The organism is Amycolatopsis acidiphila (assembly GCF_021391495.1).
GTDB lineage: Bacteria > Actinomycetota > Actinomycetes > Mycobacteriales > Pseudonocardiaceae > Amycolatopsis_E > Amycolatopsis_E acidiphila.
Map to the genome: position 1 here is coordinate 4,823,523 of NZ_CP090063.1, position 26,179 is coordinate 4,849,701.

The 26,179-nt window shown below is 71.6% G+C and carries 24 protein-coding genes and 1 pseudogene; 17 read left to right on the plus strand and 8 right to left on the minus strand.

Translation table 11 applies throughout. The features are described from left to right. Positions 1 to 336 precede the first annotated feature (336 nt). Positions 337 to 969 (plus strand): gamma subclass chorismate mutase AroQ, encoded by a 633-nt coding sequence (gene aroQ, locus LWP59_RS23555; RefSeq protein ID WP_144637479.1) that lies wholly within the window; start codon positions 337 to 339, stop codon positions 967 to 969. A gap of 207 nt (positions 970 to 1,176) precedes the next feature. Here the strand turns inward: aroQ and LWP59_RS23560 are convergent, their stop codons facing one another. Then, positions 1,177 to 1,629 (minus strand): roadblock/LC7 domain-containing protein, encoded by a 453-nt coding sequence (locus tag LWP59_RS23560; RefSeq protein ID WP_144637481.1) that lies wholly within the window; start codon positions 1,627 to 1,629, stop codon positions 1,177 to 1,179. Between the two features lie 297 nt (positions 1,630 to 1,926). Beyond that, positions 1,927 to 2,661, minus strand: a complete 735-nt coding sequence (locus LWP59_RS23565) for an SDR family oxidoreductase (RefSeq protein WP_144637483.1) — start codon at positions 2,659 to 2,661, stop codon at positions 1,927 to 1,929. Positions 2,662 to 2,769: 108 nt separating this feature from the next. On the opposite strand from LWP59_RS23565, the gene LWP59_RS23570 reads away from it, so the two are divergent. Then, positions 2,770 to 3,252: an RrF2 family transcriptional regulator gene (locus LWP59_RS23570; protein WP_186383199.1), complete on the plus strand. Its 483-nt coding sequence runs from the start codon at positions 2,770 to 2,772 to the stop codon at positions 3,250 to 3,252. Between the two features lie 117 nt (positions 3,253 to 3,369). Then, positions 3,370 to 4,137, plus strand: a complete 768-nt coding sequence (locus LWP59_RS23575) for a sulfite exporter TauE/SafE family protein (RefSeq protein WP_144637485.1) — start codon at positions 3,370 to 3,372, stop codon at positions 4,135 to 4,137. Positions 4,138 to 4,179: 42 nt separating this feature from the next. Here the strand turns inward: LWP59_RS23575 and LWP59_RS23580 are convergent, their stop codons facing one another. From LWP59_RS23580 to LWP59_RS23590, 3 genes are all read right to left on the minus strand, one after another. After that, positions 4,180 to 4,908 carry an isochorismatase family protein gene (locus tag LWP59_RS23580; protein ID WP_144637487.1) on the minus strand — a complete coding sequence of 243 codons (729 nt, stop codon included), beginning with the start codon at positions 4,906 to 4,908 and terminating at the stop codon, positions 4,180 to 4,182. A gap of 141 nt (positions 4,909 to 5,049) precedes the next feature. Further along, complete coding sequence (locus LWP59_RS23585) at positions 5,050 to 5,865, minus strand: MBL fold metallo-hydrolase (RefSeq protein WP_144637489.1); 816 nt, start codon at positions 5,863 to 5,865, stop codon at positions 5,050 to 5,052. Between the two features lie 190 nt (positions 5,866 to 6,055). Next, the gene (locus LWP59_RS23590) at positions 6,056 to 6,523 is read right to left on the minus strand and encodes a MarR family winged helix-turn-helix transcriptional regulator (protein ID WP_229857179.1); all 468 of its coding nucleotides are present in this window, start codon (positions 6,521 to 6,523) and stop codon (positions 6,056 to 6,058) included. A gap of 38 nt (positions 6,524 to 6,561) precedes the next feature. On the opposite strand from LWP59_RS23590, the gene LWP59_RS23595 reads away from it, so the two are divergent. The 5 genes and pseudogenes from LWP59_RS23595 to LWP59_RS23615 all read left to right on the plus strand — a co-directional run bounded on the left by LWP59_RS23595 (position 6,562) and on the right by LWP59_RS23615 (position 14,230). Beyond that, positions 6,562 to 9,669 (plus strand): FAD-binding and (Fe-S)-binding domain-containing protein, encoded by a 3,108-nt coding sequence (locus tag LWP59_RS23595; RefSeq protein WP_144637491.1) that lies wholly within the window; start codon positions 6,562 to 6,564, stop codon positions 9,667 to 9,669. Between the two features lie 30 nt (positions 9,670 to 9,699). Further along, positions 9,700 to 9,996: pseudogene (locus tag LWP59_RS23600) on the plus strand (thiamine pyrophosphate-binding protein); the annotation flags it as partial. A 230-nt stretch (positions 9,997 to 10,226) separates the two neighbouring features. Next, positions 10,227 to 11,330, plus strand: coding sequence for an enolase C-terminal domain-like protein (locus tag LWP59_RS23605; protein ID WP_144637493.1), 1,104 nt, complete (start codon positions 10,227 to 10,229; stop codon positions 11,328 to 11,330). Between the two features lie 11 nt (positions 11,331 to 11,341). Beyond that, positions 11,342 to 12,403, plus strand: a complete 1,062-nt coding sequence (locus tag LWP59_RS23610; RefSeq protein ID WP_144637495.1) for a glucose 1-dehydrogenase — start codon at positions 11,342 to 11,344, stop codon at positions 12,401 to 12,403. Positions 12,404 to 12,406: 3 nt separating this feature from the next. Next, positions 12,407 to 14,230: a glycoside hydrolase family 15 protein gene (locus LWP59_RS23615; protein WP_144637497.1), complete on the plus strand. Its 1,824-nt coding sequence runs from the start codon at positions 12,407 to 12,409 to the stop codon at positions 14,228 to 14,230. A gap of 6 nt (positions 14,231 to 14,236) precedes the next feature. Here LWP59_RS23615 and LWP59_RS23620 read toward each other — a convergent pair whose 3' ends face one another. Continuing rightward, on the minus strand, positions 14,237 to 15,313 hold the full coding sequence (locus LWP59_RS23620) for a YeiH family protein (RefSeq protein ID WP_222425507.1): 1,077 nt from the start codon (positions 15,311 to 15,313) through the stop codon (positions 14,237 to 14,239). A 119-nt stretch (positions 15,314 to 15,432) separates the two neighbouring features. Between LWP59_RS23620 and LWP59_RS23625 the strand changes: the two genes are divergently transcribed. From LWP59_RS23625 to LWP59_RS23645, 5 genes are all read left to right on the plus strand, one after another. After that, positions 15,433 to 16,215 (plus strand): GntR family transcriptional regulator, encoded by a 783-nt coding sequence (locus tag LWP59_RS23625; protein WP_144637498.1) that lies wholly within the window; start codon positions 15,433 to 15,435, stop codon positions 16,213 to 16,215. Positions 16,216 to 16,340: 125 nt separating this feature from the next. Beyond that, complete coding sequence (locus LWP59_RS23630) at positions 16,341 to 17,231, plus strand: ABC transporter substrate-binding protein (protein WP_144637500.1); 891 nt, start codon at positions 16,341 to 16,343, stop codon at positions 17,229 to 17,231. 39 nt (positions 17,232 to 17,270) lie between these two features. After that, complete coding sequence (locus LWP59_RS23635) at positions 17,271 to 18,173, plus strand: LysR family transcriptional regulator (RefSeq protein WP_144637502.1); 903 nt, start codon at positions 17,271 to 17,273, stop codon at positions 18,171 to 18,173. A gap of 87 nt (positions 18,174 to 18,260) precedes the next feature. Continuing rightward, positions 18,261 to 18,875: a TetR/AcrR family transcriptional regulator gene (locus LWP59_RS23640; protein ID WP_144637504.1), complete on the plus strand. Its 615-nt coding sequence runs from the start codon at positions 18,261 to 18,263 to the stop codon at positions 18,873 to 18,875. Positions 18,876 to 18,989: 114 nt separating this feature from the next. Next, positions 18,990 to 19,739: an SDR family NAD(P)-dependent oxidoreductase gene (locus LWP59_RS23645; RefSeq protein WP_144637506.1), complete on the plus strand. Its 750-nt coding sequence runs from the start codon at positions 18,990 to 18,992 to the stop codon at positions 19,737 to 19,739. Positions 19,740 to 19,783: 44 nt separating this feature from the next. Here LWP59_RS23645 and LWP59_RS23650 read toward each other — a convergent pair whose 3' ends face one another. Continuing rightward, positions 19,784 to 20,485, minus strand: coding sequence for a FadR/GntR family transcriptional regulator (locus LWP59_RS23650; protein WP_144637509.1), 702 nt, complete (start codon positions 20,483 to 20,485; stop codon positions 19,784 to 19,786). Positions 20,486 to 20,561: 76 nt separating this feature from the next. Further along, entirely contained in the window at positions 20,562 to 21,614 is a 1,053-nt protein-coding gene (locus LWP59_RS23655) for an enoyl-CoA hydratase/isomerase family protein (protein WP_308431674.1), read from the minus strand. An 84-nt stretch (positions 21,615 to 21,698) separates the two neighbouring features. Here LWP59_RS23655 and LWP59_RS23660 point away from each other — a divergent pair, with 84 nt between their 5' ends. Genes LWP59_RS23660 through LWP59_RS23675 form a run of 4 tightly spaced genes read left to right on the plus strand, consistent with a single transcriptional unit; the run spans position 21,699 to position 26,176 of the window. Further along, positions 21,699 to 22,118, plus strand: coding sequence for a cobalamin B12-binding domain-containing protein (locus LWP59_RS23660; protein ID WP_144637511.1), 420 nt, complete (start codon positions 21,699 to 21,701; stop codon positions 22,116 to 22,118). Then, positions 22,118 to 23,521: a phenylacetate--CoA ligase family protein gene (locus LWP59_RS23665; protein WP_144637513.1), complete on the plus strand. Its 1,404-nt coding sequence runs from the start codon at positions 22,118 to 22,120 to the stop codon at positions 23,519 to 23,521. The genes LWP59_RS23660 and LWP59_RS23665 overlap by 1 nt, the downstream gene beginning before the upstream one ends. Next, positions 23,518 to 24,456, plus strand: coding sequence for a methylmalonyl Co-A mutase-associated GTPase MeaB (gene meaB / locus LWP59_RS23670; protein ID WP_144637515.1), 939 nt, complete (start codon positions 23,518 to 23,520; stop codon positions 24,454 to 24,456). Before LWP59_RS23665 ends, meaB begins: the two co-directional genes overlap by 4 nt. Before the next feature lie 13 nt (positions 24,457 to 24,469). Further along, positions 24,470 to 26,176: a methylmalonyl-CoA mutase family protein gene (locus LWP59_RS23675; protein WP_144637516.1), complete on the plus strand. Its 1,707-nt coding sequence runs from the start codon at positions 24,470 to 24,472 to the stop codon at positions 26,174 to 26,176. Positions 26,177 to 26,179: the final 3 nt, after the last annotated feature.

Here is a 26,179-nt window from a genome sequence, read left to right on the forward strand (position 1 = left end):
GGTAGGCCTTGTACCTTTCGGGCGTATCGGGGCTCAGGCGTGAAGCCCGCCGTCGACGGGCAGGACCGCGCCGGTGACCTGGGAGGCGCGATCACTGAGCAGCCAGGCGGCGGACGGGGTCCGCCGTTCTCCGCCCGCCACCGATCGCCGGTTTCGCGACCGATGCCCAGCTGCCTGCATGCCTCGACCGTGCCGACACCGGAGGCCAGCAGCCGCCAGTACTCCGAATCGATCTCCAGCCTGCCGAGAAGCTCGTCCGGGTCGTTTTCCGGTGTACGGGTGGTTGTGCACCGCTATGGTCGTGGAAAACCCACGCCTCCGAGATCAAGGAACACCATGCCTGTCAGCACTTCCGTCAAGCGGCTCACCGTCGTCAGCGTGGTCTCCGTGGCGGCGGTCGCCGCGAGCGTCGTGCCGGCTGTGGCGGCGCCGGCCGGCCCGCCGTCCACTTCGGACTCCGTGCCGGGTTCCACCGCGCGGCCCGGCGCGCTCGGTCCGCTCGGCCCCCTCGTCGACCTGGCGATCCAGCGGCTGTTCGTCAGCGATCAGGTGGCGGCGGCGAAGTTCGGCACGACGCAGCCGATCGACGACCCCGCCCGCGAGCAGCAGGAGCTGAACGAGGTCCGCCACGCCGCGACGGAGCTGGGCATCGACCCGGAGGCCACGGCCGCGTTCTTCGCCGACCAGATCGCGGCGAGCAAGGTCGTGCAGAAGGGACTCTTCGAGCTGTGGACCGCCCGTCCCGAACTCGCCCCGGTCAGCAAGCCGGATCTCACGCAGATCCGCGAAGAGCTCGACCAGCTCACCACTGAGATCCTGGGGCAGCTGGTCGCCACCGACAGGTTGCGGCAGCAGCCGGTCGCCTGCCGCGTCGGCCTGGCCACGGCGGCCGTCTCCGGGGCGGCTGTCAACCACCTCGACCGCCTGCACCGCCAAGCCCTGGCGGTGGCCGTCCGTTCCTCCTGCTGACCGGAAGGCCGGTCACCTTCACCTCGATCCGCGGCGCGGTGAACGTCCACATGCGACGGAGTCGGTGCCGGGTACCAGCCACTTCAGACCGGTAAGCGCTTGCAGCCGAGGTCGTCCGTCGGCGAAGTTGCCCTGCCGTGCCGATTTACCGGACCGTGCGTGCACCGGTGCGCTCCCGCGCCACCGCGCCCGCATGGAACTACGAGTTCAGCGCGGCCACATCACGGCTTCGCCGGCGGGAGCGGGGTCCTGCCCGTGCAGCCTGGCGCGCAGCTCCGGGGTCAGCGCCTGGCCGACGCGCTCGACCAGCAACGTCATCTCGAACGCCACCTGGCCGACGTCACAGGTCGGCGCCGCGAGCACGACGAGGCAGGACCCGTCGCTGATCGCCATCAGGACCATGATCCCGAGGTCCATCTCGACCACGGTCTCCCGGACCTCACCGGCCTGGAAGCACCGCGAGGCCCCCTGCGTCAGGCTCATCAGCCCGGACGCGGCCGCCGCGACCTGGTCCGCACGGTCGATCGGCAGGCGCCTCGACGCCGCGAGCAGCAGACCGTCCGCCGATACCACGACCGCATGGGCCACACCCGGGACCCGGACGGCGAAATCGTTCGCGAGCCAATGAAAATCAACTTGTTGACGCTGAGCCGCAGTCATCGTTCCTCCAGTGGTCGATCGCCCGAGCATGGTAGCGGGGTGGGCAACCCCCCTGCGGGAGCTGGGCGGAACCCGGCTTCCCGTCAGCTTCCGGGCAGGTGCCGTTCGACCGGTTGACGTAGCTCGTCCCGGGTGACCGAAAACAGCGCCACCACGTGCTCGAGCCCCCCGGTCCGGACCTCTTCCCGGCGGCCGCGTCCGTCCACTGTGGACACGGTTGAGCTCGCCCATCCCGACTGCGGACCATGCCTGGGGGGCAGCGCCGCGCGAGCACGGTCGGCGCCACACCTCAGCGGGTCAGCGCGAGTGCAGCCAGTCACGGTAGCGCGTCGTGGCGAGGTGAGCGCCTTCCGGCGCGATGAGAACGTCGCCCTTGGCGGCGGCGAACATGCCCGCGCTCTCGTCGGTCACCACGCGGCGGCCGTCGCCGGCCGACTCGAGCGTGATGCGACCCAGCTCGTCGAGCGGGAAGACCTCGGGACCCGCGATGTCACGCGTGCCTCGCAGCGGGGCGCCCGCGGCGACACCGGCGACCGCGGCGGCGACCTCCGCGGCGCTGATGGGCTGGAGCGGCGTGGACGGCAGGCGCACGACGTCGCCGTCGGTGGTGTAGTCCAGCACCGACGGGATGAACTCCATGAACTGGCCGGCGCGGACGATCGAGTAGGGGACGGGCCCGGCCTTGATCAGGTCCTCCTGCAACGTCTTGGCCCGGTAGTAGGCGAGGCCGGGCACCTGGTCGACGCCGATGATCGACAGCGCGACCACGTGCCGCACGCCCGCCGCCCCCGCGGCGGCCAGCAGGTTGGGCACGGTGGTGCCGAAGAAGTCCAGCGACGCCTCGTCGAAGGTCGGCGAGTTGGTCACGTCCACCACGACCTCGGCGCCGCGCACCGCGTCGGCGAGCCCGTCGCCGGTGAGCAGGTCGAGACCGGTCGAGCGCGAGTGCCCGGCCGCCTCGTGGCCGGCCGCGATGAGCTCGCGCACGACCTGGGAGCCGATGAGGCCGGTGCCGATGACCGCGATCTTCATGGGAATGTCCTCTCCACCGGAGCAGGTCCGGGAACTCGGATAAGTTGTGTCCGGGATATTACTCGGATACATGTTGTCCGCGTCAAGGCCTGTCGTTACCCTGGCCGTGTGAAGTTGTCCGGTGGAGTCGAAGCGGCGTTGCACTGCTGCGTGGTGCTGACGGCGGCGGCCGAGCCGGTACCGGCCACGCGGCTGGCGGAGCTGCACGGGGTCTCCGCGACCTACCTGGCCAAGCAGCTGCAAGCGCTCTCCCGCGCGGGGCTGGTGCAGTCGGCACAGGGCAAGTCCGGCGGGTACGTGCTGACGCGCTCGCCGGAGGAGATCACGGTCCTCGACGTGGTCGAGGCCGTCGAAGGGCCCCAGCCGACGTTCGTGTGCACGGAGATCCGGCAGCGGGGGCCGATGGCCACGCCCCCGGAGAAGTGCACGGCGCCGTGCGCGATCACCCGCACGATGATGGCGGCCGACCGGGCGTGGCGCGCGGCGCTGCGGGAGGTGACGATCGCCGATCTCGGCCGGATGGTCGGCGAGGACTACGAAGGCGACGTACTGGGCCGGCTCGGCAAGTGGCTGAGCGCGGCGAGTTCCTGACGCGGTGGACCCGTTCGCCGATGACACCAGGGAAACGCGCCGGCGCCGGCGGGAAACCCTCGCCGTGACGGCCTGTTCGCCAGACAGGACCGGCCCGGCGCGCCGGGAGACGGCCCGGTGACCGGGCTCGCGCTCCCGGTGGTCCTCGCACTGGCGGTGCTCGGGCTGCTCGCCGGTATCGGGATCACCGCCATCGGCCCCGGCGGGATCCTGGCGACCATCGCCCTGTTCGCGCTCACCACGTTGTCGCCGGCACAGGTGGCGGGCACCGCGATCGCCACCCACGTGGCGACCGGCGCACTGGCCACCGTCGCCTACACCCGTTCCGGGCAGCTGCGCGAGCCCCGCACCCGCCGCGCCGCGCTGCTGCTGGCGGGCGTCGCCGTCGTCGGCACCCCGGTCGGCGTGCTGGTCAACAGCGTCGTCTCCAAGCGGGCGTTCGGCATCCTGCTCGGGGTCTTCGTCATCGGTGTCGCCGCGCTGGTGTGGTACCGCGACCGGCGCAACCCGGCCGGGACCGGCCACCGGCAGCCCACGACCAGGCAGCTCGTGGCCGTCGGTTTCGGGGTCTCGGTGGTCAGCGGGCTGGTCGGGGTCGGCGGTCCGCTGCTGAGCGTCCCCCTGCTGGTGTTCCTCGGCATGCCGGTGCTCTCCGCACTCGGCGCCGCCCAGGCGCAGTCCGTGGTCATCGCCGGGGCCGGCACGGTCGGCTACCTCGCCGCCGGCACCATCGTCTGGCCACTCGCCGCACTCGTCGGCGTTCCCGAGCTCGCCGGGGTCCTCCTCGGCTGGGTCCTCGCGCGCAGACTGCCCACCCGCTCCCTCAAGTACGCGCTCATCACCAGCCTGGTCTGCCTCGCCCCGTACCTCGCGCTGCACGGCTGAGCCGGTGTCCACAAAGGAACGACCACCGCGGCCGCGGAGCGGTCAGGTGCCGGCCGGGGCGATCTTGCCCGCGAACAGGTCGTCCGGCAGTTTCTCCAGGTACGCCAAGGTGTCCGCGAGCGTGGTCACGTCGGCGTACTTGGCGTTCATGTCGAACAGGTTGATCGCGTGTGACGCCTCGCCGCGGTCGAAGGTCCCTTCCTCCACGATCGCGACCCGCAGGTTGTGGGAGAAGGCGTCGATCACCGACGCCCGGACGCAGCCGCTGGTCGTCGTGCCGACCACGATGAGCGAGTCCACGCCGAGCTCGGTGAGGTAGCTCATCAGCGGGGTGCCGAAAAAGGCGCTGGGCTTCGTCTTCCGGATCAGCACATCGCGTTCCTGCGGCGCGATCTGCGCCACGATGTCGTTGCCCGCGACGTCGGGCACCGAGGACCGCTCCCGGCCCCGGCTGTTGCGCCACAGCCCGCGGCCGAGACCGTCCGGCCGCGGATCGCTTCCGGTGGTGTAGAAGACGGGCAGGTTCCTCGCCCGCGCACCGGCGAGCAGTTCGGCGATCGGGCCCAGCGCGTCCCAGCCTTCTTCGCCGCAGCTGGTGTGCCAGTGCTTGATCGACTCGAGGATCGGCTGGCGTTCGTGCCCCACGAAGGCGTAGTTCACGTCGATCACGAGCACGGCGGGCCGCTCCCCGAGGCCGAGGAACGTGCCGTAGCCGGAGGCGCTGAAGACCGCCCGGTCGCGATCGGTGAGGAAACGCTCCCAAACCCGCATGACTTCTCCTTCGGGCGCACTGTCCGGCCTCGTCTCACTGTTGCTACGCCAGGACAGCGCGCCGGCACAAGACTGTGAAATGCGGAACTATTGTGCTACCAAGGTGTTCCGCCCCCGCCGAACCGGTCATCGGGCTCCGGCTCAGGTGAGATGGTCGAAGTCCCCGCGAACCCAGCCGATGTGCCGGCCCGCGGAACGCCGGACGATCCCGGCCGCGTCACTGTCGATCCGGGTCCCGAAGTTGCCGTACAGGCGGTCGAAGGCGTACTGCTCCGCGTGCCGGGCCACGCGTTCGACCACCGCGGCCGACAGCGGGATGCGGTTGGGGAAGCTGCGCATGAAGCTGACCGACCGGCGGTCGGGGTTCGCGAAGACGGTGTCGCTGCTGAGCAGCACGCCCTTGCCGCCGGCGCCGGCCGCCCAGTGCACCATGGTGCTGCCGGGGAAGTGGCCACCCGGCTGGCTCAGCGTCACCCCCGGCAGGATCTCCTCGGTGCCTGACCAGGCCCGGATCGCCGGGTCCGGCCTGGCGACCCAGGACAGGTCCGCCTCGGCCACCAGCACGGGCACCCCGCCCAGGGCGCGGCTCCATTCCACCTGGATGCCGAACATGTGCGGATGGCTCGCGGCCACGGCGACGACCTCGCCGAGCTCGCGCACGCGGCGCACGGCGTCGTCGTCGAGGTAGCCGATCGGGTCCCACAGCAGGGCGCCCGCCGGGGTGCGCAGCAGCTTGGCCTGCTGCCCGATCCCCGCCTTCGGGGTGCTGGTGATGCCGAACAGGTCCGGCTCGAGCTCCACGAGGTCGGTGCGGTAGCCGGCGTCGGCCATTTCCTTCAGGGTGGTCCAGTGCTGCCCGTCGGCAGGCACCCACTGGCGCTCGTCCGCGCAGATCGCGCACAGCTCGATCTTCTCGGCGTGCTCCACCGCGCAGGTCTGACAGATCCAGAAGCTCATCCGTGTCCTCCCCAGGCTTCCCGAAAGGTCCCGTCACGCTATACCGGGCCCCGGCCGGGGCGGGCGAGTTTTCACCGATCGGTGAATGCTTCCGCGAGACTGGGATAGACCGGCGCTTCGGACGGATACCTTGCCCTCCTTCTACCCCGGACCGGTCCGGGCGCTACCCACCGCCGGGCTCTTCAAACCCTCAATTGTTTGCGTCCTGCATAATTGGAGCCACGGTCGCCGCGGCGGCGGCGAACTGCTTGAGCGCGGCTACGACCGACTCGCGGGCGGCTGGTTCGAGCTGGTCGAGCACCGCGCTGAGCACAGCCCGCCGGTCGTGGTCGACCCGGTCCACGATCTGGCGTCCGCGTGGCGTGGGCGCCAGCAGGGTCTCCCGCTTGTTCAGCGGGTTCTGAGCACGTTGCAGCAGGTCGAGACGGGCGAGCCGGTCACACGCGCGACTCACCGACGAGGGGTTCATCCGCAGTTCCTGCGCGACCTTGCCCATCGTGACCGGCGTCTGCCCGACCACGATCCGCAGCGCGCGGAACTGGGTCAGGGTCAGCTGGCCGGTAACCCTTTCCAGGGTCGAGTCACCGATGGAGATCATCGCCCGGAGTACCGTCAGCGCGGTCTCCGCGTCTTCGCTCGCCGTGCACTCTTGCGTCACGCAACTATGATAGACGGTGGGACGGAAGGAGGAGCGGGGTGAGCAGAACCGATTTGCCGGATCCGGTGGCCCGGTACCGCACCGGCGAGGTCGACGCCGCCGCCTTGGCCGCGGAACTGACCCGGCGGGTGGACGGCGAGGTCCGGTTCGACGCCGGCAGCCGCGCGGCCTACTCGACCGACGCCTCGAACTTCCGCCAGGTGCCGATCGGGGTCGTAGTGCCCCGCACGCCCGAGGCGGCGGCCGAGGCGGTCGCCGTGGCCCGGCGGCACGGCGCGCCGGTGCTGTCCCGGGGCGGGGGCACGAGCCTGGCGGGGCAGTGCACCAACACCGCGGTGGTGCTCGACTGGTCGAAGTACTGCCACCGGCTCGAATCGGTCGACGCGGACGCGGGCACCTGCGTGGTGCAGCCCGGGATCGTGCTCGACGAGCTCAACCGGCAGCTCGCGCCGACAGGGCTGCGGTTCGGCCCGGAGCCGGCCACCCATCCGAACTGCACGCTCGGCGGGATGATCGGCAACAACTCCTGCGGTGCCACCGCCCAGCGCACCGGCAAGGTCGTCGACAACATCGCCGCGCTGGAGGTGCTCTGCCACGACGGCACCCGGTTCTGGTGCGGGCCCACCACGGACGAGGAGTACGCGGCGATCGAACGCCGCGGCGACCCGCGCGCCGCGGTCTACCGGCAGCTGCGCCGGCTGCGCGACCACTACGCCGGGGAGATCCGCGCCCGGTATCCCGACATCCCGCGCCGGGTCTCGGGCTACAACCTGGACTCGCTGCTGCCCGAGCACGGCTTCGACGTGGCCGGGCTGCTCGTGGGCAGCGAGTCCACTTTGGTCACCGTGCTGCGGGCGAAGCTGAAGCTGGTACCCGTGATCCGGGCGCGGACCCTGGTGGTGCTCGGCTATCCGGGCATCGCCGAGGCGGCCGACGCGGTGCCCTCGATCCTGCCGCACGAGCCGATCGCGCTGGAGGGCCTGGACGCGAAGCTGATCCGCGACGAGCAGATCAAGCACCTCAACCCCCAGGCCCTGCGCGAACTGCCGGAGGGCGGCGCGTTCCTGATGGTCCAGTTCGGCGGCGACACCTCGCAGGAGGCCGACGAGCACGCACACCGGATGCTCGACGCGCTGCGTGACGGTGACTCCGGCCCGCAAGTGGTGTTGCTCGACAGCCCCGCCCGGGAGGCCGAGCTGTGGCAGGTCCGCGAAGCCGGACTCGGCGCGACCGCCCACGTTCCCGGCAAGGCGGACACGTTCGAGGGCTGGGAGGACTCCGCGGTCCCGCCGCAGCGGCTGGGCGACTACCTGCGCCGCCTCCAGCGGCTGTACGTGGAGTTCGGCTACGCCAGTGACACCGGCCCGGCCCTGTACGGCCACTTCGGGCAGGGCTGCGTGCACACCCGGATCCCGTTCGACCTCTACACCGCGGCCGGGGTCGCCACCTACCGCCGGTTCCTGGAGGCCGCGGCGGACCTCGTCGTCGAGTTCGGCGGCTCCCTCTCCGGTGAGCACGGCGACGGGCAGACCCGGGGCGAGCTGCTGCCCAGGATGTTCGGCCCGGCGATCACCCGTGCGTTCGGACAGCTCAAGGCGATCTTCGACCCGGACAACCGGATGAACCCCGGCAAGGTCGTCGCCCCCGCGCCGTTGGACGCGCACCTGCGCCTGGGCGGGGACTGGGCGCCCGCCGCGCCGCAGGAGCTGTTCTTCCGCTTCCCGCACGACGGCGGGTCGTTCGCCGAGGCGGCGAACCGGTGCGTCGGGGTCGGGCGCTGCCGTCAGCACACCAACGACAAGCATCAGGTGATGTGCCCGTCCTACCAGGTGACCGGCGAGGAGGAACACTCCACCCGCGGCCGCGCCCGGCTGTTGTTCGAGATGCTGGACGGGCACGGCGACAGCCCCGTCGACGCCGGCTGGCGCTCCACCGAGGTCCGCGACGCGCTGGATCTGTGCCTGGCGTGCAAGGGATGCAAGACGGACTGTCCGGCCAATGTGGACATGGCGACCTACAAGGCCGAGTTCGTCGCGCACCACTACCAGGGGCGCTGGTGGCGACGCCCGCGAGCGCACCTGTCCATGGGCTGGCTGCCCGCGTTCGCCCAGCTCGTCGGCCGGACAAGGCTGGGGCCGGTGGTGAACGCACTCACCCACGCGCCCGTGCTGTCACGGATCGCCGTCGCCGCGGCCGGGGTCGAGAACCGGGAGATCCCGCTGTTCGCGGGAGAGACGCTCCAGCAGTGGTTCGCCCGCCGGGGGCCGCGCGGCGCGGGCACCCGGGGAACCGTGCTGCTGTGGCCGGACACCTTCACCAACCACTTCCATCCCCACATCGGCATCGCAGCGGTGGAGGTCGTCGAGGCCGCCGGGTGGCGGGTCACGATACCGGCGGAACCGTTGTGCTGCGGGCTGACCTGGATCTCGACCGGGCAGCTGGGCACGGGCAAGGCCGTGCTCGCCCGGACCGCGCGGGCGCTGGCCTCGCACCTGCGCGAGGGCGGCCTCGTGCTGGGCCTGGAACCGTCGTGCACGGCGGTGTTCCGCTCCGACGCCGCCGAGCTGTTCCCCGAGGACCAGGACGTGCGCAGGCTGCGGGAGCAGACGGTGACCCTGGCCGAGTTGCTGACCGAGCGCTCACCCGGCTACCGGCCCCCGGCGTTCGCCCGGGACACCGTCTCCGCGGTCGCGCAGGTGCACTGCCACCAGCACGCGGTGTTCGGCTGGGACGCGGACCAGGAGCTGCTGCGGCGGGCCGGGGTGGACGCCGAGCACCTGGACTCCGGATGTTGTGGCCTGGCAGGCAACTTCGGCTTCGAACCCGGGCACCTCGAGGTCAGCGAGGCGTGCGCCGAGCGTGTCCTGCTGCCCCGTCTCCGGAAGGAGGACGGGCAGACCGTCGTGCTGGCCGACGGGTTCAGCTGCCGCACCCAGATCCACCAGCTCGACAGTGGCGGCCGCGAAGCCATGCACCTGGCGGAGTTGCTCGCCGCGGCGGACAAGACGGTCCGCACGGGCGCGACGCCCGAGCGGCGGCACGCCCCGCGTCCCGAGGAGCCGGGCGCGGCCGCGAAGGCCGGCGTGCTCGCCGTCGCCGGGCTGGCGCTCGCCGCGACGCTGGCGCGGGCGGTACGCCACCGCTGAACATTCCGAATCGATCGAAGGAGAAATGTCATGGCCGAGACGGTTGGGGATCACCTGCTGCGGCGGTTGCGTGAGTGGGGCGTGGAGCAGGTGTTCGCCTATCCGGGCGATGGGATCAACGGGATCGTCGCCTCGTTCGAGAAGGCCGGGAACCAGCCGCGGTTCGTGCAGGCGCGACATGAGGAGATGGCGGCGTTCGAGGCTGTCGGCTACGCGAAGTTCTCCGGGCAGGTCGGTATCTGCATGGCCACCTCCGGGCCGGGGGCGATCCACCTGCTCAACGGCTTGTACGACGCGAAACCGGACCACGTGCCGGTGGTGGCGATCGACACCTCCGACCAACTCGCCCCCGCCTGGGACCGCGCCTTCTCCGTCAACCGGCCCACCGTCCTCGACGTCCGCTGCGACCCCGAGGTGCCGCCGATCCCGCCGCACGCCACGTTCGAACAGATGAAGCCGGCCGCACAAGCCGTCCTCAAAGGCGACCCCAACGCCTGGCACCTCATGGCCCAAGGCCTCAAGACCAAGGCCCAGGAGATCCTGCCGGGCACGTCGTCGTGACCAGCCCGCTCGACCCGGTCGTCGAGAGCGTCCACGCGCGGGCGTACCGCATCCCGACGCCGGCGCCCGAAGCCGACGGCACGCTCGAATGGGACAGCACCACCATCGTGGTCGTCCACATCCGGGCCGGCGGGGTGACCGGCCTGGGCTGGACCTACTGCGACGCGGCCTGTGTACCGCTGATCACCGGCACCCTCGCCCCGGTCGTCTGCGGGCGGCCGGTGCTCGACGTGCCCGCGGCGTGGTCGGCGATGCGGCGCTGCATCCGCAACCTCGGCCGCCCCGGGCTCGCCTCCTGCGCACTGTCCGCAGTGGACATCGCGCTGTGGGACGCGGCCGCGCGGGTGGCCGGCCTGCCCGTGGCCCGCCTGCTGGGCCGCGTGCACGCCGAGGTCGCGCTCTACGGCAGCGGCGGCTTCACCAGCCAGAGCGTCCCGCAACTACAGGCACAGCTCGACACCTGGGTGCACCGTCAGCAGATCCCCCGCGTGAAGATCAAGATCGGCGAGTGCTGGGGCGGCGAGCCCGAGCGCGACCTCACCCGGATCCGCATCTCCCGCGCGGTTGTCGGCACCGGGGTGGAGCTCTACGTCGACGCCAACGGCGGCTACACCATCGGGCAGGCCCGCCGGGTCGCCCGCCACCTCGAAGCCGCCGACGTCCGCTGGTTCGAGGAACCCGTCTCCAGCGACGACCTGGCCGGCCTGGCCGAACTGCGCGGGGCGACCACAGTGGACATCGCCGCCGGCGAATACGGCTACGACCTGTCCTACTTCGCCCGCATGCTCGGCTCGGTCGACTGCCTGCAGATCGACGTGACCCGTTGCGGCGGTTACACCGAATGGCGCCGCGTCGCCGCACTCGCCGCGGCGGCCAACCGGGACGTCTCCGCGCACTGCGCGCCCAACCTCTCCGCCCACGTCGCGCTGGCCACGCCGAACTTCCGGCACCTGGAATGGTTCGCCGACCACGACCGCATCGAGTCCGCGTTCTTCGACGGTGCCCTCGACCCGGCCGGCGGACAGGTCGTCCCGGACCCGGCCGTGGCCGGGCACGGGCTGACGCTCAAACCCGACATCGACCGCTTCGCCACGGCGTAGAAGGAGAAAACATGCGTGCGCTGACCGTCACACCAGGCCAGGGTGGGTCCCTGGCCGTCACCGAGGTGCCCGATCCCCAGCCGGGTGCGGGCGAGCTGCTCGTCGAAGGCCTCGCGCTCGGGGTGTGCGGCACGGACAAGGAAATCGCCCGCGGCGACTACGGCTGGGTACCACCGGGGCGAGACCGGCTCGTGCTCGGGCACGAGTCCCTCAGCCGGGTCGTCTCCGCACCCGAAGGCAGTGACTTCGCACCCGGCGACCTCGTCGCCGGGGTCGTCCGGCGCCCGGACCCCGTGCCCTGCGGCGCCTGCGGGCACGGCGAGTTCGACATGTGCCGCAACGGCCGCTACACCGAGCGCGGCATCAAGGAGCTCGACGGGTACGGCAGCGAACTGTGGACCGTCGAGACCGCCTACAGCCTCCGCCTCGATCAGCGGTTGCGGCGGGTGGGCATGCTGCTGGAGCCCACCACCGTGGTCGCCAAGGCGTGGGAGCAGATCCAGCGCGTCGGCGAGCGGGCGTGGTTCGAACCGCGGCGGGTGCTCGTCACCGGCGCCGGGCCGATCGGGCTCCTCGCCGCGCTGCTCGGCGTCCAGCGCGACCTGGACGTGCACGTGCTCGACCAGGTCGCCGGCGGCCCGAAACCGCGCCTGGTGCGTGAGCTGGGCGCGACCTACCACCACGAGGACATCGGCGCCGTCACCAAGCACCTCGAACCCGACGTGGTCGTCGAGGCGACCGGCGCCGGGAACCTGGTGTTCGACGCGATGGCCGGTACGGCCGCCTTCGGCATCGTCTGCCTGACGGGGGTGTCCCCGGCGGGCCGGACGATCAGCGTGGACGCCGGCTCGATCAACCGCGAGCTCGTCCTGGAGAACGACGCGGTGCTCGGCTCGGTCAACGCCAACCTGCGCCACTACCGCTCCGCCGCCGAGGCGCTGGCCCGGGCGGACACCGGCTGGCTGGACAGCCTCATCACCCGGCGCGTTCCGCTGGAGCGCGCGACCGACGCCTTCACACCCACCGAGGACGACGTCAAGGTCGTCATCACCCTGAGCAACGCACAGGAGTGACCGATGGCTCCGCTGATCGAGGACTACGCCCTGCTCGGTGACCTGCACACGGCCGCGCTGCTGGCGCGCGACGGCGGCATCGACTGGCTCTGCCTGCCCAGGTTCGACTCCCCCGCCTGCTTCGCCGCGCTCCTGCACGACGAGCACGCCGGCACCTGGCGGCTCGGCCCCGCCGCGGGCGGGCCCGCCACCCGCCGCCGCTACCTTGGCGACACGCTCATCATGGCGAGCGAATGGGACACCCCCGACGGCACGGTGCGGGTGCTGGACTTCATGCCCCCGCGGGGCGAGGCTCCCGACGTCGTCCGCATCGTCGAAGGCGTGTCCGGGCGGGTCCCGATGCGCATGCTGCTGCGCCTGCGGTTCGACTACGGCTCGGTCATCCCCTGGGTGCGGCACCAGGACGGCGGGCTCGCCGCCGTCGCCGGGCCCGACGCGGTCTGGCTGCGCACACCGGTCGACCTCCACGGCGACGACAAGGCCACCCACGCCGAGTTCACCGTCGAGGCCGGGCAACGGATCCCCTTCGTGCTCACCCACCACGCCTCGCACCTGCCCCACCCGAAGGCCGCGGAGCCCGACCAGGCGCTGGCGGACACCCGACGGTTCTGGGCGGGGTGGAGCTCGCAGTGCCGTTACCGCGGCCCCTGGCGGGACGCGGTCCGGCGCGCCCTGATCACGCTCAAGGCGCTCACCTACGTCCCGACCGGGGGCATCCTCGCCGCGGCCACGACCTCGCTGCCCGAACAGCTCGGTGGGTCGCGCAACTGGGACTACCGCTACTGCTGGCTGCGTGACGCCACCTTCACCCTGCAGGCCCTGCTCGGGACCGGGTACACCCGCGAAGCCCGGGCCTGGCGGGAATGGCTGGTGCGGGCCGTCGCGGGCGATCCGGGCGACCTGCAGATCATGTACGGCCTCGACGGCAGCAGGCGGCTGCCCGAGTCCACATTGGACTGGCTGGGCGGCTACGAGAAGTCCGCGCCGGTCCGGGTCGGCAACGCCGCGGCCGGACAGTTCCAGCTCGACGTGTGGGGCGAGGTCCTCGACGGGCTGCACCTCGCCCGCGAAGCCGGCCTGCCGACCGCCGAGCCCGCGTGGGACCTGCAACGGGGCCTGCTCGACTTCCTCGAAAGCCACTGGGACCAGCCCGACAACAGCCTCTGGGAGGTCCGCGGCCCGCGCCGCCACTTCGTCCACTCCAAGGTGATGGCCTGGGCCGGTCTCGACCGCGCCGTCCGCACCGTCGAGAACCACCACCTCGACGGCCCCGTCGGCCAGTGGCGTGCCCTGCGCGACCGCATCCACCGGGACGTGTGCGAGCACGGCTACGACGAGGACCGCAACACCTTCACCCAGTTCTACGGCTCCCGCGGACTCGACGCCGCCCTGCTGCTCATCCCGCGGGTCGGCTTCCTGCCCTGGCACGACCGCCGGGTGCACGGCACCGTCGAGGCCGTGCGCACCGAGCTCGCCCACGACGGCTTCGTGCGGCGCTACGACCCGGACGCCGACGGCGGCGTGGACGGCCTGCCCGGGCACGAAGGCAGCTTCCTCGCCTGCGCGTTCTGGCTCGCCGACGCCCTGCACGGCACCGGCCGTGAGGACGACGCCCAGCGGTTGTTCGAGAAGCTCCTCGGCCTGCGCAACGACGTCGGCCTGCTCAGCGAGGAGTACGACACCGAGCGGGGCCGGCAGGTCGGCAACACACCACAGGCCTTCAGCGTGGTCGGTCTGGTCAACACGGCCCGCCACCTCGGCGGAACCCCCACCGTCACCAGCGCTTCCCGGGAGCAGCAGGGCCTCCGCGAGACGCCCGCCGGGTGACCCGCGTCAGAGCGTGCCGGTGAGCGCTTGCAGGCCCAGGCTGGAGGCGGCGACGGCCAGCCACAGCAGGGCGCCGAGCACCAGTGGCCGGTGCCCGGCCGCGCGCACGTCGGCCAGGCGCAGGGACAGGCCGATGCCGGCCAGCGCGGTGGTGATCAGGAACGTGCCCAGGGCCGAGAGTGCCGGGTGCCAGGACGCGGGGATCACCCCGAGCGTGTCCAGGGCCGCGGCGGCGAGGAACCCGATCAGGAACAGCGGCACGATCTTGCGCCAGGGCATGTCCCGTAGCCGGAACCGCGCACCGCCGCCGGCCGCGGCGAGGTTGGCCTCCCGCCGGGCCGCGAGCAGCGCGAGCGTGAGCACGACGGGGATGATCATCAGGGTCCGGGTGAGCTTGACGACGATGCCGTAGCTCCCCGCGTCGCCGCCGTAGGCGAACGCGGCGGCCACGACCGAGGACGTGTCGTTGATCGCGGTACCCGCCCACAGGCCGAACGAGTGCGGGCTCATGCCGAGCAGATGCCCCAGCGGCGGGAACAGCAGCACCGCGGCGATGTTGAAGGTGAAGATCGTGCCCACCGCGTAGGCGACCTCCGCCTGCTTCGGCTTGATGACCGCACTCGTCGCGGCGATCGCGGACGCACCGCAGATCCCGGTGCCCACCCCGATCAGCGTCCGGGTGTCGCCCCGCACCCCCAGCAGCCGGCCCAGCAGCCACGCGCCGCCGAGCGCTACGGCCAGCGTGCCCAGCATGACCGGCAGCGAACTGCGGCCGACCACGACGACCTGCCGCAGCGACAACCCTGTCCCGAGCACGACGATCGACGACTGCAGCACGGGCCTGGCCGCGACCGCGTAGCCCGCCCTCCACCTCGGCCCCCGCAGCGCCGGGACGGCCGCGCCGGCGATCGCGCCGAGCACGATGCCGAAGACCGGGCCGCCGACCAGCGGCACGAACCGGCCCGCCACCGTGGCGACCGCCGCGACGACGACCGCGACCGCCAGCCCCGGTACGGGCCGCGCGAGCGAGCCTGCCCAGGAGGTGTCCGGCCGGATCCCGGCGACCTTGCTGTCGACCGCCACCGGAGCACCCCTTCCAAATGTACGTATCTTGACCCTACAATATGTCCGTACATTTGCCAAGAGGGCTGCGCCGATCGTCCGGCGCGCGCGATCCTCGGTACTGTCGGTGCCCGGAGGCGATGGCTGTGAAGGACCAGGGGCTGGACCGCGACGGCGCGGCGCCGCTGTGGCGGCAGCTGCAGCAGTTGCTGCTCCACCGGATCGCGGACGGCGAGTTCGCGGCCCGGTTCCCCGGCGAGCTCGTGCTCGCCGAGGAGTACGGAGTGAGCAGGCAGACGGTTCGCCAGGCCCTGCGGCAGCTGCGCGCCGACGGCACCCTCGTGGCCGAGCGCGGCCGGCAGCCCCGGGTCGCTCCCCCGGCGGAGATCACCCAGCCGGTCGGGGCGCTCTACAGCCTCTTCGCCGCCGTCGAGGCCGCCGGGCTGGCGCAGTACAGCGTCGTGCGCACCCTCGACGTGCGGGCCGACGCGATCGTCGCCGACCGGCTGGCGCTGGAAGGGTCCACGCCGCTGGTGTACCTCGAGCGGCTACGCCTCGCCGGGGACGAGCCGCTGGCCCTGGACCGGGTCTGGTTGCCCGCCTCGGTCGCCCGGCCGCTGCTCGAGGCCGACTTCCGGCACACCAGCCTGTACGGCGAGCTGCACAAGCGCGCCGGCATCCGCCTCGACCGCGGCCACGAGCAGATCCGGGCCGTCATCCCGACCGTCGGCGAGCGGGCCCAGCTGCGCTGCGGCGAGCACGCCGCCGCCCTGTCCATCACCCGGCTCGGCACGGCGTCCGGCACCCCGGTCGAATGGCGCCACACCCTCGTGCGCGGCGACCGGTTCGCCCTCACCGCCGAGTTCTCCGGCCGGGCCGGCTACCGCCTCCTCGGCTCCCGGTCGGAGTTCGCCCCGGCCTGAGCCCGCGACCTCCCCATAGACAACCGCGATACCACCATCGACGGCAGACCGTTGTCGGGGTTTCCGGCCGACCCTAGCGTTGGGCCGGGGCCGAGAGGTCGCAGGACGAGGTGAGGAGACCGGTCATGGGAAAGTTCGTCATCCAGCCGCACAGCAGGCTGCAGGAGTGGGTGGCCGAGGAGCACGGCTACTTCGCCGAGGCCGGCCTCGACTACGAGTTCCAGGCGGACGGCCTGTCCGCCAAGTCCCACACCACCTCGGCGGTGCGGTCCGCGGACAGCGTCCCGGCCGAGATCCGCAAGGGCGCCTTCGAGGACATGATGGCCTCGCGCGCCTGCGACGTGTCGGCGGCCTGCCACTGGGCGGTCAACGCGGTGGCCGCCGCGGGGGCCGGCAAGATGTGGGGCAACGCCTACTCGGTCACCCCCGCGGGCATCTTCGTCACCCCGGAGTCCGACCTGCGCCGCCCCGAGGACCTCGCCGCGGTCGACGTGGCGGTGGGCTACCACTCCGGCAGCCACTACGCGACCATCCAGACGCTCGAACCGTTCATCCCGTTCGAGCAGATCAGGCTCTCGTTCCAGGGCCTGCCCAACGACCGGGTCCGCCGCCTGATGCGTGGCGAGGTGCAGGCCGCGACGGTGTTCGGCGGCCAGTACTACGTCATGGAGCAGCTGGGCTACCGCAAGCTGGCCGACGCCACCTTCGCGGTCGGCTTCCTGGTCGCCCCCACGGCCGACCAGGAGGACACGGCGAAGTACTTCGCGGCGCTGGCGAAGGCGCAGCGGGACATCGACCTCCAGCCGGACAGGTACCTGAAGTACTGGTCCCGCGAGCTGCCCGAGGACATCGTGGAGCTCGTCGACGTGCGCCGCTTCGGCCCCGGCGAGCGGATCGTGTTCGAGCCTTACACCAGGGAGATGTACGACGTCACCCAGCGGTGGATGAACTCCCACGGCCTGCTCGACCTCGATGCCGCGAAGGAGTCGTCGTTCGACGACGTCGTCCTCGTGTGAGCCCACCCGGATGGCCGGCCGCGGAACGGAGAACAGCACGTGAACCTGGACCTGTACCGGCTGCTCGTCTTCGTGACCGTGGTCGACCGCAACGGGTACTCGGCGGCGGCCCGCCCGCTCAACCTGGCCCAGCCCACCGTCTCGCACCACGTCAGTGAGCTGGAACGGGCCTGTGGCACGGAACTGCTGCACTACCAGGACCGGGCGGTGCACCTGACCGCGGCCGGCCACGAGGTCTACCGGACGGCGCTGGTCATGCTCGCCGAGCAGGACCGGCTGAAGGACTCACTGGGAGACCTGGCACAGGGCCGCCGCGGCCGCGTCCGGCTCGGCGCCAGCATGGCCTTCGAGCAGCAGTACTTCTTCGACGAGGTCGTCGCCCCGTTCCGCCGGTCGTACGAGGGCACGCTGCTGTCCGTCCGGTTCGGACACAGCAGGCGGGAGGCGCAGGCCGTGCTGGACCGCGAGCTGGACCTCGCCTACGTCATCCGGTGGCACCTGCCAGGTGAGGCGCGGTTCGAGGCCCTGCAGCAGATGAGGCTGGTGTTCCTGGCGTCGCGTGCTCATCCGCTCGCGGGCAGGACGAAGGTGACGGTGGACGACATCGGCGAGTACGGGTTGATCACGGCTCCGCTGACCGGCGTCGAGACCGGCTTCTACCGTGAGGTGCTGCGCAGGTCCGGGCTCACCGGCGACCATTCGGTGCTCGAGGTCGGCGGCCTGCAGGCCAGGTTCCTCGCCGCGGCAGCGAGCCTCGGCGTGATCGCGACCTTCGTCCCGGACCACCCCCGCGACATCGTGTTCGCCGACCTCGTGCCGCTGCGGGTGGACGGGCCGCGGACCACCGTCGAAGTCGGCCTCGTCCGCCGGGACGGGGACCCGAAGTCCCGCAGCACCGACGCGCTGGCCTGCCGGCTGCGCGAACTGGCACGGAAGCGGTGAGGCGGAATCCGGCGGTCGGCGACGTCAACGCCGGCCACCGCGGCCACGATGCCGACCGATCGGTCAAGAACGGGTACAATCACGACCATGGCCAGACCACGGGATTTCGTCGAAGCCGACGTGGTGCGCGCGGCCCGGGACCAGTTCTGGGAGACCGGGTACGCGGGCACCTCGGTGCTCGACCTCACCGCGGCGACCGGCCTGGGGAAGGGCAGCCTGTACGGGGCCTTCGGCGACAAGCACCAGCTGTACCTGCGCGCGTTCGACGACTACTGCGCCGACGCGGTGGAAGGCGTCCGGAAGGAGCTGCTCGACGGACCGGGCAAGGCCATCGACCGGCTTCGTGCGCACGTGGTCGGCGTGACCAAGAGCGTCATCGCGGACAGGACCCACCGCGGCTGCATGCTCGCCAAGACCACGGCAGAGCTCGGCGGTCGCGATCCCGAGGCGGCCCAGCGGGCGCGCAGCACCTTCGCCGCGCTGGAAGACCTGCTGACGGCGTGCGTCGAGGAGGCCCAGCGCGACCGCGACATCGACCCGCGGCGCGACGCCCGCGAACTCGGCGGCCTGCTGCTGGCCACCCTGCGCGGCATCGAATCGCTCGGCCAGGCCGGTGTCGACCGGAAGACGCTGCTTCGCACGGCCGAGGCGGCACTGGCGTCGCTGCCTCGACCACGCCGCGGCCGCTCGTCCGCCGGCTGAGCATCCATTTTTCGCTGACGCGTTGAAGCACGGCCTCGTTCTTGACCTTCTAGTCCATAACCAAGTACTGTACCGGTTGGTCAAGAACCGTAATTCCGGACAGAGGGACAAGACATGACGAACACGCTCGGCGGCAAGGTGGCACTGGTGACCGGGGGGTCGCGCGGGATCGGAGCCGCATCGGCGCTGGCACTGGCGGACGAGGGTGCCGATGTCGCGATCAGCTACTCCTCCTCGGCCGATCAGGCCAAGGCCGTACTCGCCGAGCTGGAGGGCAAAGGCGTACGCGCCGCCGCGTTCCAAGCGGACCAGGCCGACGCCACGCAGGCCGCGGGTCTCGTCCGCACCGTGGTGGAGCAGCTCGGCAGGCTGGACATCCTCGTCAACAACGCCGGGGTCACGGTGGCCGCCCCGATCGACAGCGAGCTGGCCGACGAAGCCGCCTTCGACCGCCAGCTCGCGGTCAACTACACCAGCGTCGTAGCGGCGATCCGCGCGGCCTATCCGCTGCTTCCCGAGGGCGGCCGCGTGATCAGCATCAGCTCCGGCGTCGGCACGCGCGTCGGCTTCACCGGGATGACCGACTACGCCGGCACCAAGTCCGCTTTGGAGGGTTACAGCCGCGGCGCGGCACGAGACCTGGCGCACCGGGGCATCACGGTCAACGTCATCCAGTCGGGATTCGTGGACACCGAGCTGAACCCCGCCGACGGGCCGGCCGCGTCGGTCTTCCTGCCCACCACCGCACTCGGACGTTACGGCAGGCCCGAGGAGATCGCCGCCGGCGTCGTCTTCCTCGCCGGCCCGCAGTCCTCCTACGTCACCGGCGCCGTGCTGCGCATCGACGGCGGATACGGCGCCTGACAGCGCGGAGGCGAGCTGCACGAGCACACGGGCGTGGACCGGGCTCAGCCGGCGCGAAGGTCGTAGAACTGTCTGATGTGGACGGTGACGGTGTCGGCGGCACGGGCGGCGTCACCGGCCTCGACCGAGTCCAGGATTCGGCGGTGTTCGGTGGCGAGCCTGCCGGCGGTCCGGCGCCAGTGCGCCGACCGGTCGTACCCGGCCCGCATCTCGCTCTGCAGCACGTCGCCGAGCGTGCTGAGCAGCAAGGCGGCGAGCTCGTTGTGCCCGGCGCGGGCGAGCAGGGTGTGGAACCGGCAGTCGAGCTCGCCGAACCGCGCGTAGCCGATCGCGGGGTCCGCCATCTCCCGGACCACGACGTGCAGCGGTGCCAGCTCGTTCGGCGTCGCGCACGCGGCCGCGCGAGCCGCGGCGGCGCTTTCGAGGCCGATCCTGATGGACATCAGCTCCGCGCGCTCGAAGCCGGACACCGCCATGTGCAGCCGGAGCAGCCTGCCGACGAGCGGGGAAGGCGGCGGCGCCACGACGTGGCGGCCACCGGGACCCCGCTCGAGGACGCGCATCGTCTCGAGGACGCCGAGGGCGTGGCGGACGCTGTTCGTACCGGCCCGGAGGGTGGCGGCGAGCTCGCGTTCGGACGGCAGCCGGTTGCCGGCGTGGAGCCGTTCCCGGAGCATCCATTCCTGGATGTCGGCCACGACCTGCCCGGGCGCCCTCAGGTACCGCACGTTGTCCGGCTCATCCATCGAAAAGTCGCCTCCCCGACAGCATCGTCGGGAGCCGAGCCTAATCGCTACGTGGTTGGACCACAATGAGGCCTGGTCACGGAAGCACCAGGTCGTCCTCCAGCGGGGCGAAGAAGCTGTCGACGCAGGCGGGCGTCACGGCGGCGAGCTCGGCCGGGCGCCACGCCGGCCTGCGGTCCTTGTCGATGATCGCCGCGCGGATTCCCTCGGCCAGGTCCGGATGCGCGAGGAAGCGGCTGCAGAGCCGGTAGTCCTGGCGCAGGCACTCCTCGATGCCCGTCATCGAACGGGCCGCCCGGATGGCCCGCAACGTCACCTTGACCGCCGTCGGCGCCGCGGCGACGATCTTGCGCGCCGCGTCGGCCGCCGCCGCTTCGGGCCGGGCAGCGAGGCGGCGCAGGATCTCCTCGACCGTGCCGGCTCCGCCGTAGCACGCGTCGATCCACGCCCGATGTCCCGGCAGCACAGGAGGTTCGGGCGCCCGCGCGTGCTTCTCGACCGTGCCGCCGTCCGCGAGGTGGGCGATCAGCCCGGGTACTTCCGACGACCGGGCGAAGTGGTCGGCGAGCCCGCAGTACAGCGCGTCGGCCGCGGTCAGCCGGTCACCGGTCAGCGCGAGGTGCGTGCCGGTCTCCCCCGGTGCGCGCGCGAGCAGCAGCGTGCCGCCGACGTCCGGGGCGAGCCCGATCCCCACCTCCGGCATCGCGAGCACGGCGCGCTCGGTGACGATCCGCAGGGCGGCGTGGCAGCCGATCCCCATCCCGCCGCCCATCGTGATCCCGTCCATGATCGCGACCACGGGTTTGGGATAGCGCGCGAGCCGTGCGTCGAGCCGGTACTCCGCACGCCAGAGCCGGCGCGCGAGCCCAGGATCGGTGCGGGCGGAGCGGTGCACGACCGCGATGTCGCCGCCCGCGCAGAACGCGCGGTCCCCCGCCCCGTCCAGGACGACGGCCCGCACCCGCGAATCGTCCTCCCACGCGTCGAGCGCCCCGCGCATGCCTTGGATCATCTCGAGATCGAGCGCGTTGAGCGCCTCCGGACGGTCGAGCGTGATCCTGCCGAGCACCCCCTCGCGGCGGCAGCGGACGGTCCCACCTCGCACCATGACGCCCTTCCGTTCGACCACGAACTCGAGCTTAGGCCTTGCTCTCCCGTGCGACCAGACCTATGGTCTGACCACATGGCTGTCGTACCAGATCGCGGAGCTGAGATGGACACGAACGAGGAGCCGGCCCGGGTGATGCTGGCCAAGATCGGCCTCGACGGGCACGACCGCGGCGTGAAGGTGGTCGCCAGGACGCTGCGGGACGCGGGGATGGAGGTGATCTACACCGGCCTGCACCGCAGCCCGGAGCAGGTGCTGGAGGCGGCCGTCCAGGAGGACGTGGACGTGCTCGGCGTCAGCCTGCTCTCGGGCGCCCACCTGCCGATCTTCACGCGGATCTTCCAGCTGCTCGACGCGATGGGAGAACGGCCGCGGTTCGCGGTCGTGGCCGGCGGGGTGATGCCCGACGAGGACGTGGACGAGCTCAAGAAGATGGGCGTCGCCGAGGTGCTCGGCCAGGACACGACACCGGACACGATCGTCGGGCGGATCCGCGAGCTGACCGCGCTGGCGCGGGAGGCGTGATGGAGCAGTGGAGCTGGCCGCCGCGCTACGACGAGTCCTACCGGCCCGAGCCCGGGCAGCGGTTCTGGTTCCCGCGGCGGGAGACCATGCCCGCGCAGGAACGCGATGAGGCGATCCTCGCCCGGATCCGCGAGGTGATGGCCTACGCGTGGGAGAACGCGCCGTTCTACCGCCGCAAGTGGGATGAGGCCGGAATCCACCCGTCCTCGGTCAAGAGCCTGTCGGACTTCGAGAAGGTCCCGGTGGTGCGCAAGGAGGAGCTGCGCGCCGACCAGGCCGCGCACGAGCCGTTCGGCAGCTACCTGTCGGTGCCCGTGTCGGAGGTCAAGCACGTCAACGGCACGTCCGGCACGACCGGCAGGCCCACCGCGTTCGGCATCAGCGAGCGCGACTGGCGCAGCGTGGCGAACGCACACGCCCGGGTCATGTGGGCGATGGGCATCCGGCAGGACGACACCGTGCTGGTCGCGTCCCCGCTGAGCCTGTACTGGGGTTCCTGGGGTGCCTACATCGGCGCGGAACGCCTCGGCGCCCGGGTCTTCCCCTTCGGCGCCGGAACACCCGGCCAGACCGCGCGCACGGTGCACTGGATGCGGCAGATGGGGGTGACCGTGTTCTACGGGACGCCTTCCTACGCACTGCACCTGGCCGAGGTCGCCGCGGACGAGGGCGTCGACCCGGCCTCGCTCGGGCTGCGCAAGCTGTTCTTCTCCGGCGAACCGGGCGCGAGCGTGCCCGCCATCCGCTCGAGGATCGCCGGGGCGTTCGGCGCGCAGGTCTACGACTCGGGGAGCATGGCCGAGGTCAGCCCGTGGATGCACCTGGGCGCGGCGAGCGACGAACCCGGCGTGCTGTGCTGGCAGGACCTGGTCTACACCGAGGTCTGCGACCCGGTCCACCACCACCGGGTCGAGTACGGCGCCGAGGGGACCCCCGTCTACACGACGCTCGAGCGCACGAGCCAGCCGATGATCCGGTTGCTGTCCAACGACCTCACGCGCTGGGAGGCACCCTCGGCGGCGCGCGGCCGCAGCTACCCGTTCCTGCCGAACGGGATCTACGGCCGGATCGACGACATGTTCACCGTCCGCGGCGAGAACGTCTACCCGAGCGCGATCGACGACGTCGTGATGGCGGCCGACGGCTACGGCGGCGAGCACCGGATCGTGATCAGCCGTGAGTCCACGATGGACAGTCTCGCGGTGCAGGTCGAGTACAAGGACGTCCCGGAGCCCTCGCTGCAGGCCTGGGCAGGCGGCATCGCCGAGAAGCTGCGGAAGGTGCTCGGCGTCGGCGCGAAGGTGGTGCCGGTGGCGCACCAGACCTTCGACCGCACCGAGTTCAAGGCACGGCGGGTCGTCGACGACCGCGACCTGTTGCGACGGCTCGGAAGCGCGTCATGAGGTCCCCCGCCGAGCTCGTCGACGCCGTCCTCGCCGGTGAGCACGCGGCGGTCGCCCGCATGCTCACGTTCGTCGAGCGGCGCGCGGACGGCGTCGACGAAGCGCTCGCGAAACTGCATCAGCACGCCGGCGGCGCCCACGTGCTGGGCCTGACCGGACCGCCGGGCAGCGGCAAGAGCACGCTCGTCACCGCGCTGTCGCGGCACTACCGAGCGCAGGGCCGCACGGTGGGGATCCTGGCGGTCGATCCGTCCAGTGTGTTCAGTGGCGGTGCGATCCTCGGCGACCGGATCAGGATGAGCGAGCTGGGCGGCGATCCCGGCGTGTTCATCCGGTCGATCGCCACCCGGGGCGCGCTCGGCGGCCTGTCCCGCGCCAGTCTGGACGCGCTCACCGTGCTCGACGCCGCGGGCAAGGACCTGGTGATCCTCGAAACCGTCGGTGTCGGACAGGCCGAGGTGGACGTCATCAGCGCCGCGCAGACCGTCGCCGTCGTCAGCGTGCCCGGGATGGGCGACGACGTGCAGGCGATCAAGGCGGGCCTGCTGGAGATCGCCGACGTGCACGTGGTCAACAAGGCCGACCGGGAGGGCGCCGGGCGGACCGTCGCGGAACTGCGCGACATGCTGCGGCTCTCCCGCCGCCGCGCCGACCAGTGGAACGTGCCGATCGAGCAGACCGTCGCCGCCACCGGGCAGGGCGTGGCGGAGCTGGCCGAGCGGTTCGCCGAGCACCTGGCCTGGATGACCGAGCACGGCGAACGCGAGCGGCGCGCCCGCCGCAACGCCGCCACCCGCATCCGCTGGGTGGCCGAGCAGCTGGTGCTCGACCGGCTGCGTCCGGGCGTGCCGGACTTCGACCGGGCCGTCGACGAGGTGACCGCACGCCGCGGCGACCCGCTGTCGGCCGCCCGGCACCTGGTGGCCCACCTGTGAGCGAGGAGGACTTGTGACGAACGAAGAAGACCGGTTCCGCCTGACCACCGACGCGCTCGTGGAGGCGGTGACCGACGACCTCACCGGCTGGGAAGGCGACGAGCTCGCCGCTTTCCTGCGCCGCCGGCCGGAATCCCGGGCACACTACCGCTCCGGCAGCGGGCTGCCGGTCAACCGCGTCTCCACCCCGGCCGACCTGCCCGCGGACTGGCGCGACATCGGCCTGCCCGGCCGCTATCCCTTCACCCGCGGCCCCTACCCGACCATGTACCGCGGCCGGACGTGGACGATGCGCCAGATCGCCGGTTTCGGCCAGGCGGAGGAGACCAACAAGCGGTTCCAGTACCTCATCGCGCAGGGCCAGACCGGGCTGTCGATCGACTTCGACATGCCCACGCTGATGGGACTGGACAGCGACGACCCGATGAGCCTCGGCGAGGTCGGGCGCGAGGGCGTCGCGATCGACACGCTGCCGGACATGGAGGCGCTGTTCGAGGGGATCGACCTCGAACGGATCAGCGTCTCGATGACCATCAACCCGTCCGCGTGGATCCTGCTCGCGATGTACGTCGCGGTGGCACGGCGGCGCGGCTACGACCTGAACAAGCTGTCCGGCACCATCCAGAACGACATCCTCAAGGAGTACGTCGCACAGAAGGAGTGGATCTTCCCGGTCGAGCCCAGCATGCGGATCGTGCGCGACACCGTCGTCTACTGCGCCGAGCACATGGCGCGGTACAACCCCGTCAACATCAGCGGCTACCACATCAGCGAGGCCGGGGCCAACGCCCAGCAGGAGATCGCGTTCACCATGGCGATCACCAAGGCCTACGTCGAGGACGTGGTCGCGACCGGCGTCGACGTCGACGCCTTCGCGCCGCGGCTGTCGTTCTTCTTCGTCAGCCAGGCGGACCTGTTCGAAGAGGTCGCGAAGTTCCGCGCGGTGCGGCGCTTCTACGCACGCATGATGAAGGAGACCTTCGGCGCGAAGAACCCCGACTCGATGCGCCTGCGCTTCCACGCCCAGACCGCGGCGGCCACGCTGACCAAGCCGCAGCCGATGAACAACATCGTCCGCACCGCGCTGCAGGCGCTCTCGGCGGTGCTCGGCGGCGCGCAGTCCTTGCACACCAACGGTCTGGACGAGGCCTACACGATCCCGAGCGAGCAGGCCATGAAGATCGCCCTGCGCACCCAGCAGATCATCGCCGACGAAACCGGGGTCGCCGACGTCATCGACCCGTTGGGCGGCTCGTACCACGTCGAGTACCTGACTGACCGGCTCGAACGCGGGATCTGGGACTACTTCGAGAAGATCGAGGAGCTCGGGGGCGTGGTCGCCGCCATCGAGCAGGGCTTCTTCCAGCGCGAGATCTCCGACACCGCCTACGAATACGCGCGCCGCAAGGCCGACGGCGACCGGCCCGTCATCGGTGTCAACAAGCACGTCGACGACGGCGAGGCCGAGAAGATCGAGACCCACAAGCTCGATCCGGAGTCCGAGGCCCGCCAGATCACCCGCCTCGAGCAAATCCGGGAGAACCGGGATCCCGCTCGGGCGAAAGCCGCGATGGAACAGCTCCTCGCGGTCGCGGCGGAACCCGGGGCCAACCTGATGCCCGCGACCATCGAGGCCGTCGAGGCCCACCTGTCGATGGGCGAGATCACCGGCGCGCTGCGCGACGTCTTCGGCACCTACACCGAAACCCCCGTGTTCTGAGCG

Excerpts from the sequence above, each read along its gene's own strand:
- LWP59_RS23625 (WP_144637498.1), top strand. The coding sequence starts at position 15,433 with ATGGCTGTGAAGGACCAGGGGCTGGACCGCGACGGCGCGGCGCCGCTG.
- LWP59_RS23630 (WP_144637500.1), top strand. The coding sequence starts at position 16,341 with ATGGGAAAGTTCGTCATCCAGCCGCACAGCAGGCTGCAGGAGTGGGTG.
- LWP59_RS23560 (WP_144637481.1), bottom strand. The coding sequence starts at position 1,629 with ATGACTGCGGCTCAGCGTCAACAAGTTGATTTTCATTGGCTCGCGAAC.
- LWP59_RS23585 (WP_144637489.1), bottom strand. The coding sequence starts at position 5,865 with ATGAGCTTCTGGATCTGTCAGACCTGCGCGGTGGAGCACGCCGAGAAG.
- LWP59_RS23565 (WP_144637483.1), bottom strand. The coding sequence starts at position 2,661 with ATGAAGATCGCGGTCATCGGCACCGGCCTCATCGGCTCCCAGGTCGTG.
- LWP59_RS23645 (WP_144637506.1), top strand. The coding sequence starts at position 18,990 with ATGACGAACACGCTCGGCGGCAAGGTGGCACTGGTGACCGGGGGGTCG.
- aroQ (WP_144637479.1), top strand. The coding sequence starts at position 337 with ATGCCTGTCAGCACTTCCGTCAAGCGGCTCACCGTCGTCAGCGTGGTC.
- LWP59_RS23610 (WP_144637495.1), top strand. The coding sequence starts at position 11,342 with ATGCGTGCGCTGACCGTCACACCAGGCCAGGGTGGGTCCCTGGCCGTC.
- LWP59_RS23650 (WP_144637509.1), bottom strand. The coding sequence starts at position 20,485 with ATGGATGAGCCGGACAACGTGCGGTACCTGAGGGCGCCCGGGCAGGTC.
- LWP59_RS23615 (WP_144637497.1), top strand. The coding sequence starts at position 12,407 with ATGGCTCCGCTGATCGAGGACTACGCCCTGCTCGGTGACCTGCACACG.
- LWP59_RS23665 (WP_144637513.1), top strand. The coding sequence starts at position 22,118 with ATGGAGCAGTGGAGCTGGCCGCCGCGCTACGACGAGTCCTACCGGCCC.
- meaB (WP_144637515.1), top strand. The coding sequence starts at position 23,518 with ATGAGGTCCCCCGCCGAGCTCGTCGACGCCGTCCTCGCCGGTGAGCAC.
- LWP59_RS23660 (WP_144637511.1), top strand. The coding sequence starts at position 21,699 with ATGGACACGAACGAGGAGCCGGCCCGGGTGATGCTGGCCAAGATCGGC.
- LWP59_RS23580 (WP_144637487.1), bottom strand. The coding sequence starts at position 4,908 with ATGCGGGTTTGGGAGCGTTTCCTCACCGATCGCGACCGGGCGGTCTTC.
- LWP59_RS23640 (WP_144637504.1), top strand. The coding sequence starts at position 18,261 with ATGGCCAGACCACGGGATTTCGTCGAAGCCGACGTGGTGCGCGCGGCC.